This window comes from Cryobacterium frigoriphilum (genome assembly GCF_004403305.1).
Classification (GTDB): Bacteria; Actinomycetota; Actinomycetes; order Actinomycetales; family Microbacteriaceae; genus Cryobacterium; species Cryobacterium frigoriphilum.
In genome coordinates this window covers 99,378-116,888 of record NZ_SOHE01000018.1, presented here as the reverse complement: position 1 = coordinate 116,888, position 17,511 = coordinate 99,378, and the positions used below count along the sequence as shown (strand labels likewise).

Below are 17,511 nucleotides of genomic sequence, written 5' to 3'. Positions count from 1 at the left end.
GGTCGCGAGTTCAATCCCCGTTACTCATCCGCTCGTCGGGAGCGTCGCCCACGGTGAGCACGATCTTGCCGCGGGTCTGCTCCTCGGTCAGGTAGCGCAGGGCGGCGACCGCTTCGGCGAGCGGATACGTTCGGTCGACGACCGGCATCAGATCGCCATCTTCGACCATCTGGGTGACGACCGCGAAGCGGTCATTCGGTGCCTTCGCCCCCCGCAGCCCGGGCAGTTGCTTCACGAAGGCGCTGCGCAGCATCAGCGGGAAGAACCGGCCGAGGCTGCCCATCCACTTGTGTCCGGTTGCGCCGTAATGGTCGTGCCCCACGAGCACATAGGTGCCGGTGGGCGCGAGCACCCGCCGGCAGCGGGAAAACGGATGGTTGCCTGCGATGTCGAGGATCAGATCGTAGGGCTTTTCGAGGTGCTCGTGCACCCCGATCTCCTCCTGGGTGTAGTCCACCCGGGTGTAGTCGACGACCCGGTCCGCGCCGATCGCCCGCAGCATGTCGAGCTTTTCGGGGCTGTCCACGGCCGTCACGTGTGCGCCGAAGGCGTGCGCGAGCTGCACCGCGAAGGTGCCGACGGCCCCACCGGCGCCGTTGATGAGCACCCGCTGGCCGGCCCGGATGCGGCCCTCGTCACGCAGGCAGCCGAGAGCGATGCTCGCCGACGTGGGGATCGCGGCGGCCTGTTCGAAGCTCAGCCGGGTCGGCATCGGCGCCAGCCGTTTGGCTGGCACCGCGACGTATTCGGCGAAGGACCCGCCGTTGTGCCACTGGTTCACGCCGACACACTCGCCGTAGACGGCGTCGCCCGGTCGAAAATCGGTCACGAATGGCCCGACGGATTCGACGAGGCCGGCAACATCCGTTCCCGGAATCGCGGTCTTCGGCCGCCGCACTCCCGAGCCCATGAAGCGCAGCGCGTAGGGTTCACCGCGCACGGCGTGCCAGACGTCGGCGTGAACGGATGTCGCCCGCACCTTCACGAGTACCTCGCCGTCACCGGCGGTCGGTTTAGGCACATCCCGCAGCTTCAGCACGTCGAGGGGCCCGTAGGTGTCCTGCACAATTGCCTTCATCGTGGTCTCCTGCTCCGTCGCGGATAGCTGAGCGTCACACCGTCGCTGCACACAGTAGACCCGCGCGGTCGACCCAGCGAAGAGATCTAAACTAGGTGTTTGGAATTGAGGGGTTGGCACTTGAGGGGCACACACGTGGATCAGGAACTTCAGCGTGAGCAGGACTACGTCACCGCGCTTTACTCGCGGCTGGACGCCCTGCTGAGCGAGGCCGAGCAGCAGCTTCGCGACGTGCGATCGCTCAACGTCGGCGGCAACCACCAGGCCCGCACTGAACGGGATTCCTTTGCACGGCTGTACCAGGAACGCATCGTGCAGCTGCGCGACGTCGACGATCGGCTCGCGTTCGGGCGGCTGGAGACGGCCCCGGAGACGCCGGATGGGGCATCCGTCTACCGGTATATCGGCCGGGTCGGACTGCGCGACGAAGCCCTGCACCCCATGCTGCTCGACTGGCGGGTGCCGCTCGCGAGCGCCTTCTACCAGGCCACTGCCGCGACCCCGCTCGGCGCCCGCGCGCGGCGGCACCTCTCCTCTGAAGGGCGCCGCGTCACCCGCATCGACGACGAGGTACTCGACGCGACCCTGCTCGATGGTGAGGGCGCCGCGAGCCTGCACCAGGGGGAGGGTGCGCTGCTGAACGCCCTCACCCAGCAACGCACCGGGCAGATGTCCGACATCGTCTCGACGATCCAGGCCGAGCAGGATCGCATCATCCGCTCGGGGCTGAATGGCGTGCTCGTCGTGCAGGGCGGGCCCGGCACCGGCAAGACCGCCGTGGCGCTGCACCGCGCCGCGTACCTTCTTTATACCCACCGTGACCGGCTGCAGAACTCCGGCGTGCTCATCGTCGGACCGTCACGGTCGTTCCTGCAGTACATCGAAGCCGTGCTGCCCTCGCTCGGGGAGACCGGAGTGGTGCTCGCCTCGGTCGGGCAGCTCTACCCGGGCGTCGAGGCCACGCGGGAAGACCCGCCGGCCGTCGCCGCGCTCAAGGGGCAGACGTTCATGGCCGACCTGATCGCCCGGGCCGTGCGAAGCCGCCAGAAGGTGCCGGCCGAAGCCCAGGAACTGCAGGTGAACGGCGACCCGCTTCGGCTCAGCCCCCAGCTGATCCGCAACGCGATCGAGCACGCCAGGTCGAGCGGCAAGCCGCACAACGAAGCGCGCGTGGCGTTCGTGAACCACGCGCTCAATGCCCTCGCAAAGGCCTGGCTCGGCCAGTTGCAGGTACGCAGCCGATCGCTCGACGACGATGACATTCCGCTGCTGCGCGAAGACCTGCGCGGCTCCAACGATGTGCGGATCGCCCTGAACACGGCCTGGTTGCCGCTGACCCCCGAGAAGCTGCTGCAGGACCTGTACGCGCGGCCGCAGTGGCTCGCCGAGCTGACCCCGGCGTGGACGGCCGAGCGACGGGCCCTGCTGCTGCGCTCCCGCGACGCGGAATTCACGATCGCCGACGTGCCGCTGCTCGACGAGGCCGCCGAACACCTCGGCGAATACAGCGCCGTCGACCAGGCCAAGAAGCGGGCGGCCGACCAACAGCGGCAGCTCGACGTGGAAAACGCCGAAGCCGCCATTGAGAACATGAAGGTGAAGGGGTTGGTCAGCGCCGAAGACCTCGCCGACGGCTTCACCGAGTTCACCGATCGCGGAACGACCGCCGAGCGCGCCGCACACGACCGTACCTGGACCTACGGCCATGTCGTCGTCGACGAGGCCCAGGAGCTCTCGCCGATGCAGTGGCGCCTGCTGCTGCGCCGCGGTCCGCGCCGATCGTTCACGATCGTCGGCGATATCGCCCAGGCCGCCTCGGCCGCGGCGGCGCGCAGCTGGAAGGATGCGCTCAAGCCCGTTCTCGCCGGCTCCTTCGAGATCGACCGCTGGCGCCTCGAGGAACTCACCGTCAACTACCGCACGCCCAGCCAGATCGCCGCCGCCGCCGAGACCACCGCGATCGCGCACGGCCTGCCGATCACGCCGGCGCGCTCGGTGCGGGCGAGCGAATGGCCGGTCGAAACGGTGACGGATGTCGCGGCCGCCATTCGCACGGACCGCGCGCTTCCCGCGGCGGGCACCCTCGCCGTGATCGTGGTGGACGAGGCGTTGGATGCCCTGTACGCCACCCTGCGCGCGGAATTCGGCAGCATGATCGGCCGTGGTGCGCTCGGACTCAGCCGGCCGATCGCGCTGCTCACGCCGCACGATTCGAAGGGCCTCGAGTTCGACGCCGTGATCGTGGTCGACCCCTCCGCGATTCTCGCCGCGTCCGAACGTGGTGCCGGGGCACTCTATGTCGCCATGACCCGCTCGACGCAGCGGCTGTACCTCGCCGAGACGCCCGCTTCCCGGCCCGCTTCCCGGCCCGCGAAAGCGGGTGAGTCGGCGGTTTAACGCGGCCGAACCGACGACTCACCCGCTTTCGCGGGTGAGAGCGTGACCCGTGAAAGGGGGTGGCGCGACACGCCGAAAGAGCCTGTGACCGCCCATTCTGTGGGGCAAGGCCGCCGCACCATGCCGTAGCATTTTCACAGTATCGCGGGTGTTCGGTGCGATGTGAGAGTGGGCGTCACCGGTAGCGGTCGAGCCTCCCGGGGGAAGGTCACGACCGTGCGAAAATGGCTGCTGCGAGCCGACGTGCTCATGGTGCTCGCCAGTGCGCCGGCGTACGTGGCGACCCGGGAAGCGCTCAGCGTGTTCGCTCCGCAGGACCTCACGCCGCTGCGCTACCTGGCATCCGCCGCCGTGCTCGGACTGTACCTCGTGGTCAGGCGGCAGGGGCTGCGGCTGACCCGACGCGACCTGCCGCGCATGCTCGCGGTCGCGCTCTGCGGGTACGGCGGCTACGGCCTGCTGCTGAACTTCGGCCAGGCCACCGTTCCGGCCGGCACGACGAGCCTGCTGCTCAACATCTCTCCGGTGTTCGCCTTCGTGCTGGGCTATTTCATTCTGGTCGAGCGCACCACGCTGCGCGGCTACCTCGGCATGGGCGTCGCCGTTCTGGGGGTCGTGGTCATCACCTTGGGGGACAGCACCGCGACCGGATTTGAGGGGAACACGCTGCTGATCGTGGCGGCGGCTCTGCTGTTGTCGATCTTCCTGATCGTGCAGCAGCCGCTGTTGGCCCGCGTACCGCCGGTCGAGGTGGTCTTCTGGGGCTGCCTCGTTGGCGGGTTGGCGACCCTGCCGACGGCTCGCTTCGAGGCGCTGCCCGCGCACGTTCCGGCATCTGTCTGGTTGGCACTGGTGGTGCTCGTCGTGCTGGGCACGGCGGTGGCGTACTCGCTCTGGAACGTGACGCTGGCCCGCACGAGTGTGGCCGAAGGCGGGTCGCTGCTGCTGGTCATTCCCATCTTCTCGGTGCTGCTGGGCTGGGTGCTGCTGGGCGAGGTGCCGAGCCTGGGCGCCATGGTGGGCGGCGCCGCGGCGCTGATGGGGGTGACGATGCTGTCCACGGCGACGCACGCTCGTGCCCAGGCGGGGCCGGGGCTGCTGACCGGGGCCATCCCGATCATCGCGGCGCTGCCGCTTGTCAGCGTGCTAACCGGATCCATCGCGATCACCACGCCGCCGCTGAAAGAAGCTGAAGATGCGCCGAGTACGGCCCATGCGAAGGCCGATCAGGGCTAGCCAGCGAAGCACCTGTCAGTCAGACTTAAGTAGTCCGTGCCCAGACACGGCCGAGATGAGGCTACCCGTGTCTGCTGAACCGACTAACCTTTCCGACTTGAACGACGACAACATCGAGGTCACGCACCCCAAATCCTGGGCGGCCGGGGTCCCGGGCGTGCTGCACTCGATGCAGCCGGCTCTGGCCAAAATGGGACCGGGTCGCAGCTTCAAGACCCTGCTGGCCATGAATCAGAAAGACGGCTTCGATTGTATGAGCTGTGCCTGGCCCGACCCGGCGCACCGAAGTTCCTTCGAGTTCTGCGAGAACGGTGCGAAGGCCGTGACGTGGGAGGCCACTCCGGTGACGGTGCCCACGAGCTTCTGGGCGCAGCATCCGCTCAGCGAACTGGAGGATAAGTCGGAGTACTGGCTGGGGATGCAGGGCCGCCTCGTCGAGCCGGTGTACAAACCCGCCGGGGAGGATAGCTATCGGCCCGTCTCCTGGAGCGAAGCGTTCGACGTCATCGCTCAGACCCTCAACGGACTCGACAGCCCCGATGAGGCAGCGTTTTACACGAGCGGGCGCGCCTCGAATGAGGCCGCGTTCGCCTATCAACTGTTCGTGCGCGCGTTCGGCACGAATAACCTGCCTGACTGCTCCAATATGTGCCACGAATCCACCGGCTGGGCCATGGGCCAGACCATCGGCATCGGTAAGAGCACGATCAGCTACGAAGATTTCGCCCTGGCTGACCTGATCATCATGATGGGGCAGAACCCCGGCACGAATCATCCGCGCATGCTGACGGCCCTCGAAGGGGCCAAGGCGAACGGGGCCGAAATCGTTGCCGTGAACCCACTGCCCGAGGCCGGGCTGCGCCGCTACAAGAACCCACAGACGATGCGCGGCGTCATCGGACACGGCACCGATATCGCCGACCAGTTCGTGCAGATTCGTCTTGGTGGCGATATGGCTTTGCTTCAGGCGGTCTGCAAACGCGTGCTCGACGCTGAGGCCGCGAACCCCGGGACGGTGCTCGATCATGCCTTTCTCGAGCAGCATTGCGTCGGTCTTGAGGAGTTGCGGCAACACCTCACCGGGCTCGACGAGCGCGCGGTGCTCGCCGCCACCGGGGTGCGGGTAGAGGTAATCGACGAACTTGCCGCCCGGTATCTGAAGGCGCAGCGGGTGATTATCACCTGGGCGATGGGCCTCACGCAGCAGAAGAAAGCCGTCGCGACGATCAAGGAGGTCATCAACCTGCTGCTGCTGCGCGGCAACATCGGTAAGCCGGGCGCCGGAGCATCGCCGATTCGGGGGCACAGCAACGTGCAGGGTGACCGCACGATGGGAATCTGGGAGCAGATGCCGCCCCAGTTCCTCGACGCGCTTGCGCAGGAGTTCCATTTCAATCCTCCCCGAAAGCACGGCGTCGACGCGGTCGACAGCGTGCGGGCCATGCGCGACGGGGCGATCAAGGTGTGGGTGGGCCTTGGCGGCAACTTCGTGGGAGCGGTGTCCGATACCGCCGTCGTCGAGGCCGCCGTGCGTCGCACGGCCTTGTCGGTGCAGATCTCGACCAAGCTCAACCGCTCGCACGTCGTCACGGGTGAGGCCGCACTGATTTTGCCGACGATGGGCCGCACCGAAATCGACCGTCAGATCAGCGGCGAGCAATTCGTCTCGGTCGAGGACACCGTGTGCGCCGTGCACGCCTCCCAGGGCACCGTTGCCCCGGTTTCGCCGAACCTTCTCTCCGAAGTCGCCATCATTTCGCGGATGGCCCGCGCGGTTCTCGCAGACCGGGCCGGCGCTGCTGATGTCGCGAATGTCGCCAGAGTGGATTGGGCCGGTTTCGAGGCCAACTACGACCTCATTCGTGAGCATATTTCCCGCGTGGTGAGCGGATGCGAGAACTATAACGAGCGCATCCGACACGACGGCGGGTTCGTGCTCGCGAACGGGCCGCGGGATTCTCGAACCTTCAGCACGCCCACCGGTAAGGCGCACCTCACGGTGAACCAGCTCGAGCACATCGAGATCCCGCCTGGACGGTTGTTGCTGCAGACCCTGCGCTCGCACGACCAGTTCAACACCACGATCTACGGCAACGACGACCGCTATCGCGGTATAAAAAAGGGTCGGCACGTGGTCTTCATCAACAAGCACGATCTGGCCACTCTCGGTTTCGCCGACGGCGATTTCGTCGACGTGCACAGCGAGTTCAACGATCAGGTCGATCGGGTGCTGCGCAATTATCGTCTGGTCGTGTACCCCACGCCCCGCGGATGCGCCGCCGCGTACTTTCCCGAGGCCAACGTGCTCGTGCCCCTCGACAGCGTTGCCGAGGGCAGCAACACCCCGGTCTCGAAGGCCGTGGTGGTGCGCCTCGAACGCGCCGCCTGATGCCCGGCCCGCCAGGGACAGTGCCGCTATCGGGCGGTGCTGAGCCAGCCGGCGGCGTCCGGCGGGGGTGAAGCGTCTTCGGGCGAGAATGCGGCCGGGCGAGAATGCGGCCGGGCGAGCCTCGGCGCACAGCCGGAGTGCGACATCCGCTGCTCGACGGGTGGTTTCCTGGGCGGTGGCCGAACCGGTCGCTGCGGGTGAGTGTGCCGACAGCCGCGCGCGATGAGCCTGATTGCTGCGCTCACGTCGGCCGGTGGGCGGGAACGTGGCGACCTCATCGACGGACATTCGTGGTGTCCTTCCGCTGATCAGTAACGAAAAATGAGTGTCCTCATTTCTGAGCGTCGGCTGAAAGTCGGGCCTAGAACAGAGCAGGATGGAATATCCCCGATCGGGGGGTGGTTTCGCTGGTAATGGTAGACACAACAATGCACGCAATCACCTACGCGAGATACGGAAGCCCCGACGTTCTTGAGCTCACCGAGCGGCCGCTGCCCAAGGTCGGCCCGGGAGCGGTGTTGATTCGCGTCAAGGCCGCCGCGGTCAATCCGGTCGACTGGAAGGTGATGGGCGGATACCTCGATTCGATGATCGACGTCGTCTTTCCAGCCATCCCCGGCTGGGACGTGGCCGGCGTCATCGAGGCCGTGGGCGTTGACGCCCATGGGTTTCAGATCGGCGACGAGGTCATCGCCAACGGGCGCACCGACTGGGTGCACGGTGGCAGCTTCGCCCAGTTCATTGCGCTTCCCGAACGGCTCGTCGCCCGCAAGCCCGCCTCGCTGACCTGGCCCGCGGCCGCCGGCCTGCCGCTCACCGGCATGACCGCGTTCCAGGTGCTGAACCGCCTGGTCGTCACCGCAACGGATACCGTGCTGATCCACGGCGGCGCCGGGGGAGTCGGCTCGATCGGCATCCAGATTGCCGCCGCTCGCGGTGCCCGCGTCATCGCGACCGCCTCCGCCGTCAACCACGACTACCTGCGCACCCTCGGCGCCGAACCCGTCACCTACGGCAGCGGACTTGCCGAGCGCGTGCGCGCGCTCGCGCCCGACGGCGTGAGCGTCGTCGCCGACTTCGTCGGTGGTGTGCTCGACACGACACTCGAGGTGCTCGCCGAGGGCGGGCGGCACGCATCCGTCGCCGACGCCGAGGTCGAACAGCACGGCGGAACCTGGATCTGGGTCGACCCCGCTGCGACCGACCTGCAGGCCCTCGCCGACCTCGTCGACGAACAGGGACTGCGCGTCGAGGTCGCCCGTACCTTCCCATTGGCCGAGGCAGCGGATGCCTACCGCCTCAGCATGCTCGGCCACACCCGCGGCAAAATCATCGTCACCCCCTGACCCTTTCCCTCATCAACCCGAACGAGGAGCACCATGACCAACGTCCCCACCATCACCCTGAACAACGCCACGACGATCCCGCAGCTTGGCTTCGGCACCTACCAGGTCACGCCGGAGACCACCAAGGCGGCGACCCTCGCCGCCCTGAAGGCGGGCTATCGCCACATTGACACCGCCGAGATGTACGGCAATGAGAAGGAGGTCGGTCAGGCGATCGCCGAGTCCGGAATCGCCCGCGCCGACATCTACGTCACGAGCAAGCTCAACAATGGCTTCCACGACCGCGCCGACGCCCTCGCGGCCTTCGACGGCACCCTCGAGGCCCTCGGCTTCGACTACCTCGACCTGTTCCTCATTCACTGGCCGCTCCCCGCGGTCGGCGACTACGTCGAGACCTGGAAGGCCATGGAAGAGATGCAGCGCTCCGGACGCGTGAAGACGATCGGCGTGAGCAACTTTCAGCAGGAGCACCTGCAGCGCCTGTTCGACGAGACCGACACCGTGCCGGCCGTCAACCAGATCGAGGTGCACCCGTATCTCACCCAGGAACCGTTGCGCGCCTTCAACACCGCCAACGGCATCGTGACCGAGGCCTGGTCCCCGCTCGCCCAGGGTGGCGTGCTCGCCGACCCGGTCATCACCACGATCGCCGAGCGTCTGGGCCGCACGACCGCCCAGGTCACCCTGCGCTGGCACCTGCAGCGGGGCGACGTGATCTTCCCGAAGTCGGTCACCCAGAGCCGTGTCGAGCAGAACTTCGCCCTCTTCGACTTCGAACTGACGGATGCCGACCTCGCCGCGATCGGCGCCCTCAACCGCGACGAGCGCACCGGCCCCAACCCGGACGAGTTCAACTACATCCCGTAGTCACGTTCAGGCAGTCACGTTCAGGCAGTCGGGTGCCTGTAGCCGAGTGCATTCCGTGATGGCGGGCCGGGCCGGTCAGAGGCTCACGAGCAACATGGTGACGACGAATACCAGCCCGGCCGCCAGGAACGTGACCGTCGTGTACCCGAGAATGTCGCGCATCTTCAGGCCCGCGATCGCGAGCAGCGGCAGCGCCCAGAACGGCTGAATCATGTTCGTCCACTGGTCGCCGTACGAGACGGCCATGATCGCGATTGACGGGTCAACGCCGAGGCGTTCGGCGGCATCGAGCATGATCGGCCCCTGCACGGCGAACTGGCCGCCGCCGGAGGGTACGAAGAAGTTGACCAGTCCAGCCGACAGCAGGGCGAACACTCCGAAGGTCTGCGCCGTGGAGATGTCCACGAAGAAGTCAGAGAAGATGCCGATCAGGCCGGTGCCGGTCATCATTCCGAGAATTCCGGCGTAGAGCGGAAACTGCAGCAGAATGTCGCCGACGTTTGAGGCGGCATCCTTCGTCAGCCGAATCAGCTCGAACGGGTTGCGCACGAGCAGAAAGATCAGGGCCAGAAAGGTCCAGTTCACAATGTCGAGGGTCAAGGTTCCGCCCTCGACGAAGTGCACGACGAGGTAGGCCACGAGAGCGAGACCGACCAGCGTGGTCAGGATCCGACTCGCATCGAGCCGGTCGGCGGGTGTCGTCACGGGTTCCTCAGCGACCTCGGCCTCGCGGGCGTCGAAGCTCAACTCGTAAATGTCGTTCTGGCGGCGCGGCGCCACCAGCGCGAGCGCGAGCGCGACGATGATGATCGTCGCGATCGCGGCGCTGATATTCCAGAGCGAGAATGTCGTCTCGCTCAGCGGAATCGTGCGCCCGAGCTGTTCGGCGAGAAACGAGCCTTCGGTCGCGGCGGTGAGCGGTCCAGATCCCGAATAGCCCATGTGCCACACCACAAAACCCGAGTATCCGGCGGCTACCAGCAGTGCGAAATGCACACGGATACCCCGGGCCCGCATCTGCGCGGCGACCTCCTTCGCGAGCAGGCCGCCGACGACGAGGCCGAGGCCCCAGGTGATGAGGGAGGCGACGGACGCGATAACGAACACGAACACGTACGCCTGCAGCGCGGTCTTGGGGACCCGACTGAGACGGCCGAGCAGCCGGTGAACCGGGCTGGTATTGGCGAGAATATGACCGAGCAGCAGCACGAGAGCCATTTGCGTCATGAAAGCCAGCAGTCCGGCCAGTCCGTCGCCCCAACTGCGAACCACATCGATCGGTCCGGAGTCGGTGAGGGTCAGGGCGAGAATCGCAACGATGACGGTGAGCACGATGACAAACACCAGCGCGCTCGGAATATAGCGCTCGACCAGCGTATTTATTGGCCGCATGAACGCGGCGACAGGGCCCTTCGAACGTTTTTCAATCGTGGACGACACGAGATAACCTTCCGGTTGCAACATCATTGTTGAAATCAGGCAACTGCCTCAGGGCTCAGATCCATATTGTGGACAGCCCCAGGGCGCACTTATGAAAGCACAGCGCCTAACTGACGGTACGTTCCGGGTTCGCGCGTGTCAAACCGGTTGCTTGTCCATATTGTGAAACTCGAGAACCTTGTCGAGCACCTCAAGGCGCAGATCGTCACGCTGGGGGAGCCCGAACCGGACGTCGCCGTACGGAAACGGCTTGTAGAGGCCGGTGCGCCGGTAGCCGCGGCGCTCGTAGAACGCGAGCAGCTCGCTGCGGGCATCGAGCACAGTCATGGTCATTACCGTGGTGGCCCACTCGGCGGCTACGAAGCGCTCGGCCTCCGCGAGTATTCGTGTGCCGTCGCCGCGCGCCTGACCGAGCGGCCGAACGGCGAACATTCCAAAATAGGCATGTGTCGCATCGGTGCGTGCCACATGCGCGCATCCGACGAGAATGCCGGCGCGCTCGGCGAGGAGCACGACGCTGTCGGGGCGACGGATGTCCGTGCTCAGCAGCTCGAGGTCGATCCGCTGCCCGGAGATCAGGTTGGCCTCGGTCGTCCAGCCCTGCCGGCTGGCCTCACCGCGATACGCGCTCGTCACGAGCTCGATCAGGGCGGGGGCGGCGTCGAGGTCGGCGCGGCGAAAGGTGAGGGGCCGCATCAGGGGCTGGGGCTGGGGCAGGGGCTGCATTCTGGCAACCCTAGCCGCCCGCAGACGCGAAAACGCAGAAACTCCGAGGGCGCCTGCGGTCGGAGCCGCAGACGCCCCCGGAGGGCGAGCCATCGAGGTGGGGGCTACACGAGTGCGTCGTCGCGAACCGGCACTCGGCCGGCGGCGACCTCCGCCGTGGCGAGATCGATGCCGCGGGTCTCCGGCAGGCCGAACGTCGCGATCAGGCTGATGACGCTGACCCCGGCGAGCAGCAGGCCGATGGAGGCGCTGCCGGCACTCGCGATGATGGATGCCGCCACGAGCGGGGTGATGCCGCCGCCGACGAGAGCGCCGAGGTTGTATGCCATTCCGGCACCGGTGTAGCGGTAGCGGGTAGCGAACAGTTCGGGCAGGAACGCGCCGACCGGGCCGTAGATGCCGGCGACGATGAGCAGGGTGCCCGAGAGGCCGAGGCCGAAGGACCAGGTCGTGCCAATGTCGAGGATCGGAAACAGGGCGAGCGACCACGGCACCGCGACGATGCAGGAGGTGACGATGACCGCCCGGCGGCCGACCCGGTCAGAGAGAATCGCACTCGCGATCGTGCCGACGGCGAAGACGAGGGCGCCGATGATGCCGAGGGTGAGGATGGTCGGACGGCTGTGGTTGAGGCCCTCTGGATTGGTGCCGTAGGCCGAGAGGAACGCGGTTCCGGTGTAGAAGAAGGCGAAGAGCATCATGGTCGAGGCGCCGCCCAGCAGGATCTGGCGCGGCTGGTTGCGCACGACTTCCCAAACCGGGAGCTTGCGGGCGACCGGCTTGGCCGTCTGGGCATCCGTCACGGCCTTGAACACGGGGGTCTCTTCGATCTTGAGCCGAATGTAGAGGCCGATGATCACGAGCACGGCGCTGAGGATGAAGGGGATACGCCAGCCGTAGCTGAGGAACGCCTCCGACTTGTCGCCGAGCGTCAGGTTGATGATGAGAAAGGTTCCACTGGCCAGGGCGAACCCGATCGACGGCCCGAGCTGGGGGAACGCGGCATAGAGGCCGCGGCGACGCGGGGGAGCGTATTCGGCGGCCATGAGTGCGGCACCGGCCCATTCGCCGCCAACGGCGAAGCCCTGCAGAAAGCGCAGCAGCACGAGGATGATCGGCGCTGCGACGCCGATGACGCTCGCGTCGGGCATCAGGCCGATGGTGACGGTGGCGATGCCCATGATCAGCAGGGTGCTGACGAGGGTCTTCTTGCGGCCGAGCCGGTCGCCGAAATGGCCGAACAGAATCGCGCCGAGCGGACGCGAAACGAAGGCGACGGCGAAGGTGCCGAAACTGGCGAGGGTGCCGGCCGCGGAGCCGAGGGCGGGAAAGAATACCTGCGGAAAGACCAGTGCCGCGGCGGTTCCGTAGATCAGAAAGTCGTAGAACTCGATGATGCTGCCCATCGAGCTGGCGACGGCCACACGGGCCATCGAGGTGCGGCGCGGAGCGGGCTGCGCGCGGCGCTGTGCGGTGCGTTCGAGCATGCGATATCTCCCTTGACATCGTCGGTCGGGACCAAGCTGTCCCGGCGAGATGCCAGCGTGGCAGGCAACGCGGCGTCCCACTACCTCCCGAGGGAGGTGATGTGGCTGGCGGGTTGCGTCGTCACGGGTTGCGTCGTCACCGGATCAGGGCAGCAGGTGGAACCTGCGGGCAACGAGCACGGCCTCGCTTCGGCTGTGGGCGTTGAACTTGGCCATGATCGCCTGCATGTAACTCTTGACCGTGACGCTCTGCAGGGCGAGCCGTTTGCCGACCTCCGCATAGGAACAACCGAGGGCGACCTGCGCGAGAACGTCGGTCTCGCGCGGGGTCAGGCGCGGAACATCCGTTGTCGAGGAGGTGCTGCCCGAAGCGGATGCCGTTCCCACGAGCCGTGCGGTCACCGCCAGGATGCGCTCGGCCAGGGCAGGATCGGCCGTGATGCTGGCGACGGACAGCAGTTCGGCGTGGGCGAGGCGCACGACCTCGATCAGGTCGCGGTCGATCGGTTCGGCGGCGAGGCTGCCGACGACCCGCAAAATGGCGACCCGATGGTCGACCTCGTCGCGAATCTGCAGCTCGCGGGAGATCTGCAGGGCACCGATGCCGAGTTCGGTGACCAGACGCTCGCCGATGGGGGAGCGGTCGCGGGTGGCAGCGTAGAGGATGCTGCGCCCCCGGCCGTCGACGAGTACGGGCAGCGCGACCATCGACCGCAGGCCTTCGATGCGCACCGCCTGATCGTGATGGTGGGTGATGCGGTCGGAATCGAAATAGTCAGAGACCCCGACCGGCCGGGCGTGGCGCAGGGCTCGCCCGCCTACGCCCTCGCCGGGCTGCACGTTGAGGTTCTTCAAACCCTGGGTGGTGGTGCCGACGAATTCGGTGATCACCAGCTCGCTGTGATTGACGAGGCCGGCGAAGATGACGCCGAGACCGGTCTGCGCGGCCAGCTGACGGATGGCGCCCTTCAGCAACTCCCGGTCGCTCGGCCGGTAAACATCATCGTTGGGTTCGGTCATGGTGCCTTTCCCGCATCTCACGGTTAGCCGGATGTTAGCAGCTTCCCCGCGAAGCCGGGCTCGTCGCGCAGGTCAGCTGTCGCGCGGTTAAACTGGGAGAACGGACTCCGTTCCCGCAGCGTGGCCTGGGCGAGAGGGATCGTCGAGTAACCGCGGAGAATCATGAGCAACACCAGCAGTCGTACCAATCTGCCCGGCACAACAGACCCCACCCCGCCCGAGAAACCGGGCGTGAAGCACCCGGGCCGCCGAGCGCTCATCATCAAGGTGTTCGTGATTGTGCTCGTGACGGTCGGCATCTTCGTTATCCCGGCGCCGCAGGGCGTCGACGCTCGGGGCATGCACATGCTGGGCATTTTCGTGGGCACGATTCTCGGCCTGATTCTGCAGCCGCTGCCCACGCCATCCGTCGCCCTGATCGGGCTGTCGCTCGCCATGGTCACCGGAACCATGGATACGGGCACCGAGGCGCTCGAAGGCTTCGCAAACCCGACGATCTGGCTCATCGTGGCCGCATTCTTCATCGCCGAGGGCTTTCTCATCACGGGCCTCGGGCGCCGCATCGCCCTGTGGTTCATCTCGAAGCTCGGCGGATCAAGCCTGGGACTCAGCTACGGCATGGCGTTGACCGATCTCGTGCTGGCTCCCGCCACCCCGTCGAACACCGCCCGCAATGGCGGGGTTCTGTACCCGATCATCGCCTCGCTCAGCCGCGAGCAGGGATCGACCCCCGACACCGACCAGTCCCGCCGCAAGCTCGGCGCCTACCTTTCCTTCACGTCGCTGCAGGTGAACGCCGTCACCTCGGCGATGTTCATCACCGCGATGGCGGGCAACCCCATCGCTCAGCAGGCCGCGGTCGACGCCGGCATTGACGTGACGTGGGGCAACTGGGCACTCGCCGCCCTGGTACCGGGCGTGCTGAGCCTCGTCGCCGTGCCGTGGGTAATGTCGAAGATCTACGCTCCGACGATCACCAAGACCCCGGAGGCTCCCGCCTTCGCGAAGGCCGAACTGGCCAAGATGGGGCGCCTCAGCCGCGGCCAGATCATCATGGCGCTGACCTTCGTGCTGCTGCTCGTGCTGTGGATCTTCGGCAGCATGCTCGGCGTCACGGCCACGACAGCGGCGTTTGTCGGCGTATCGATCCTGCTCGTGACCGGGGTTCTGACCTGGAAGGACATGGCCACAAACGGCTCGGCGTGGAGCACGCTGATTTTCTTCTCGGTGCTCGTCGGCATGGCCGACCAGCTCAACGCCCTCGGCGTCATCGCCTGGATCGGCGACGGCGTGGCCCTCGCCGTCGGCGGCCTGCCGTGGATGCTCGCCTTCGCTATTCTGACCCTGGTGTATTTCTACGCGCACTACTTCTTCGCCTCGAACACCGCGCAGATCGTGGCGATGTACGCCATCTTCCTCGGGGCCGCGATCGCCGCGGGCGCACCACCGCTGTTCGCCGCGCTCGTGCTCGGCTTCATCGGCAACCTCTTCGGTGCCATCACGCACTACGCGTCGGGGCCGGCCGGCGTCACCTACGGCTCGGGCTACGTGAAAACGAGCGAGTGGTTCCGCATCGGTTTCATCATGAGTGTCGTGCTGATCGGCATCTGGGTCGTCGCCGGCGGTGCCTGGATGAAGCTTCTCGGCATGTGGTGACCCGCTCTCGCGGGAGGGGGAGGGTGTGACTGCAAGGGAAGCTAAACTAATCGAATGTATGTTCCTCATCGGTGGACCGTGGCGGACCCGGTCGCGGTCGCCGAGGCCGACGAGCTCACCGGGCCGACACGCGGGTACGCCCAAGCGGCTCCGGAAGCGGTTCATGCCGGCTTTCCCTCGCCGGCCGGTGGCTATTACACCGGCCCGGTCGACCTGAATCGCCACCTGATTCAGGACCCCACCGCGACGTTCATCGTAAGGGTCAGCGGCGACAGCATGACCGGCGCGGGAATCTTCGACGGCGACGAGGTCATCGTCGATCGTTCCCTCGACGCCCGGGACGGCAGCGTGGTCATCGCCGTTGTCGACAGCGAACTGACGATCAAACGTCTGCGCATCAACCACAACGCAAGCGTGCCCGGCAGCATCCGTCTGGTACCCGAGAATCCGGCCTACCCCGACATCGTGCTCGGCGAAATGAGCGAGCTGACCATCTGGGGAGTCGTTACCCGGTGCCTGCACCGTGTCTAATCCGCCCTCCGCCCCGCCCTCCGCCCCGCCCCGCACCCCGCCCTCCACCCCGCCCTCCATCGCGCCCTCCATCGCGATCGTCGACGCGAACAACTTCTACGTCTCCTGCGAGCGCATCTTCAACCCCAGACTCGAGGGCAAGCCGGTCGTCGTGCTGTCCAACAACGACGGATGCGTCGTCGCCCGCTCCCAGGAGGCGAAGGCCCTGAACATCGACATGGCCGTGCCGTGGCACAGCATCGCGGCAGAGGCGACCCAGCAGGGGGTCATCGCCCGCTCGAGCAACTACGAGCTCTACGGGGATCTGTCCGCCCGCACCGTGGAACTGCTCGGCCGCTACACCTCGTCGCAGGAGGTGTATTCGATCGATGAGAGCTTCATCCGTCTCACCGGCACCGCGCGCGAGGTGACGGCGACCGCCCGGGAGATTCGAACCGCCGTGAAGAAGCTGATCGGCCTGCCGGTCAGTGTCGGCATCGCGACCAGCAAGACCCTCGCCAAACTCGCCAACCGCGGCTCGAAGACCGCTGCGGCGCTGAACGGGGTCTGCAATCTGGCCGCGTACTCGCCGGAGCAGCTGACCGCAATCTTTCGGTCCATCGAGGTCGGCGAGGTCTGGGGTATCGGAGCCCGCACGGCGCAGAAGCTGATTGCCTTGGGCATCTACACCGCGGCTGACCTGCGCGACGCGGATGCCGTGCGGGTGCGGCGCCGCTTCGGTGTCGTGCAGGAACGCGTCGTGCAGGAACTGCGTGGGTTCGATTGCCTGCCGCTCGAAGAGCTGCGCGCCGACAAGGAACAGATCCAGTTCTCGCGGTCATTCTCGATCCCGATCAGCACGGTACCCGAGCTGCGGGAAGTGCTCTCCGTCTACACCCAACGGGCCGCGGCCCGGCTGCGCGAGCAGGGCTCCCTGGCCCGGCTCATGCGCGCCTACGCGTCTACCTCGCCGTTCAAGGAGGACCACGTCACGCACGCCGTCTCCCTCGCCTTCCCCGACCCGACCGATGACCCCGTCGAAATGTATCGGGCCGCGATCGCCGCCCTCGGGCCGCAGCTGCAGTCGGATCGGCAGTACGTGCGAGTCGGCGTCAGCCTGCACGAATTCTCCGCACGAGAGTCACACGCGACCCTCGACATCTTCGGAACCGATCCCGCCCCCTTCGCCGCCGGCGCGGTCCTGGATGCCGTCACAGCGAAATACGGAGCGGAGACCCTGGGCCTGGGCCTCGGCGGACTACGCAGCAACCGCGGCTGGACGATGCGCCGTGACCTGGTCTCCCCGCGCGCGACGACGCACTGGAACGAGCTCGCCACCGTTCACGCCCGCTGAGGTCA

At 66.7% G+C, this 17,511-nt stretch carries 13 protein-coding genes; 8 read left to right on the top strand and 5 right to left on the bottom strand.

The window, feature by feature from the left end:
- Positions 1-10: 10 nt before the first annotated feature.
- Complete coding sequence (locus E3T55_RS04720) at positions 11-1,078, bottom strand: NAD(P)-dependent alcohol dehydrogenase (RefSeq protein WP_134518418.1); 1,068 nt, start codon at positions 1,076-1,078, stop codon at positions 11-13.
- Between the two features lie 135 nt (positions 1,079-1,213).
- Here E3T55_RS04720 and E3T55_RS04715 point away from each other — a divergent pair, with 135 nt between their 5' ends.
- The 5 genes from E3T55_RS04715 (at position 1,214) to E3T55_RS04695 (ending at position 9,313) form a co-directional block, all read left to right on the top strand.
- Positions 1,214-3,475 carry a HelD family protein gene (locus E3T55_RS04715; RefSeq protein WP_134518417.1) on the top strand — a complete coding sequence of 754 codons (2,262 nt, stop codon included), beginning with the start codon at positions 1,214-1,216 and terminating at the stop codon, positions 3,473-3,475.
- 216 nt (positions 3,476-3,691) lie between these two features.
- Entirely contained in the window at positions 3,692-4,711 is a 1,020-nt protein-coding gene (locus E3T55_RS04710; RefSeq protein WP_134518416.1) for a DMT family transporter, read from the top strand.
- A gap of 55 nt (positions 4,712-4,766) precedes the next feature.
- Positions 4,767-7,100, top strand: a complete 2,334-nt coding sequence (locus tag E3T55_RS04705) for an FdhF/YdeP family oxidoreductase (protein WP_134518415.1) — start codon at positions 4,767-4,769, stop codon at positions 7,098-7,100.
- A gap of 428 nt (positions 7,101-7,528) precedes the next feature.
- Complete coding sequence (locus E3T55_RS04700) at positions 7,529-8,446, top strand: NADP-dependent oxidoreductase (RefSeq protein WP_134518414.1); 918 nt, start codon at positions 7,529-7,531, stop codon at positions 8,444-8,446.
- Between the two features lie 33 nt (positions 8,447-8,479).
- The gene (locus E3T55_RS04695; RefSeq protein WP_134518413.1) at positions 8,480-9,313 is read left to right on the top strand and encodes an aldo/keto reductase; all 834 of its coding nucleotides are present in this window, start codon (positions 8,480-8,482) and stop codon (positions 9,311-9,313) included.
- Positions 9,314-9,388: 75 nt separating this feature from the next.
- Here E3T55_RS04695 and E3T55_RS04690 read toward each other — a convergent pair whose 3' ends face one another.
- The 4 genes from E3T55_RS04690 to E3T55_RS04675 all read right to left on the bottom strand — a co-directional run bounded on the left by E3T55_RS04690 (position 9,389) and on the right by E3T55_RS04675 (position 13,986).
- Positions 9,389-10,705, bottom strand: coding sequence for a short-chain fatty acid transporter (locus tag E3T55_RS04690; protein ID WP_134518499.1), 1,317 nt, complete (start codon positions 10,703-10,705; stop codon positions 9,389-9,391).
- A 186-nt stretch (positions 10,706-10,891) separates the two neighbouring features.
- Positions 10,892-11,479 (bottom strand): GNAT family N-acetyltransferase, encoded by a 588-nt coding sequence (locus E3T55_RS04685; RefSeq protein ID WP_241992869.1) that lies wholly within the window; start codon positions 11,477-11,479, stop codon positions 10,892-10,894.
- A 104-nt stretch (positions 11,480-11,583) separates the two neighbouring features.
- Positions 11,584-12,966, bottom strand: a complete 1,383-nt coding sequence (locus E3T55_RS04680) for an MFS transporter (protein WP_134518412.1) — start codon at positions 12,964-12,966, stop codon at positions 11,584-11,586.
- Between the two features lie 144 nt (positions 12,967-13,110).
- Positions 13,111-13,986, bottom strand: a complete 876-nt coding sequence (locus tag E3T55_RS04675) for a LuxR C-terminal-related transcriptional regulator (protein WP_134518411.1) — start codon at positions 13,984-13,986, stop codon at positions 13,111-13,113.
- A gap of 162 nt (positions 13,987-14,148) precedes the next feature.
- On the opposite strand from E3T55_RS04675, the gene E3T55_RS04670 reads away from it, so the two are divergent.
- The 3 genes from E3T55_RS04670 to E3T55_RS04660 are packed head-to-tail and all read left to right on the top strand — an operon-like array spanning position 14,149 to position 17,506.
- Positions 14,149-15,642, top strand: coding sequence for a DASS family sodium-coupled anion symporter (locus E3T55_RS04670; RefSeq protein ID WP_134518410.1), 1,494 nt, complete (start codon positions 14,149-14,151; stop codon positions 15,640-15,642).
- 54 nt (positions 15,643-15,696) lie between these two features.
- The gene (locus tag E3T55_RS04665) at positions 15,697-16,173 is read left to right on the top strand and encodes a LexA family protein (protein WP_134518409.1); all 477 of its coding nucleotides are present in this window, start codon (positions 15,697-15,699) and stop codon (positions 16,171-16,173) included.
- On the top strand, positions 16,166-17,506 hold the full coding sequence (locus tag E3T55_RS04660; RefSeq protein ID WP_134518408.1) for a Y-family DNA polymerase: 1,341 nt from the start codon (positions 16,166-16,168) through the stop codon (positions 17,504-17,506). Before E3T55_RS04665 ends, E3T55_RS04660 begins: the two co-directional genes overlap by 8 nt.
- Positions 17,507-17,511 lie beyond the last annotated feature (5 nt).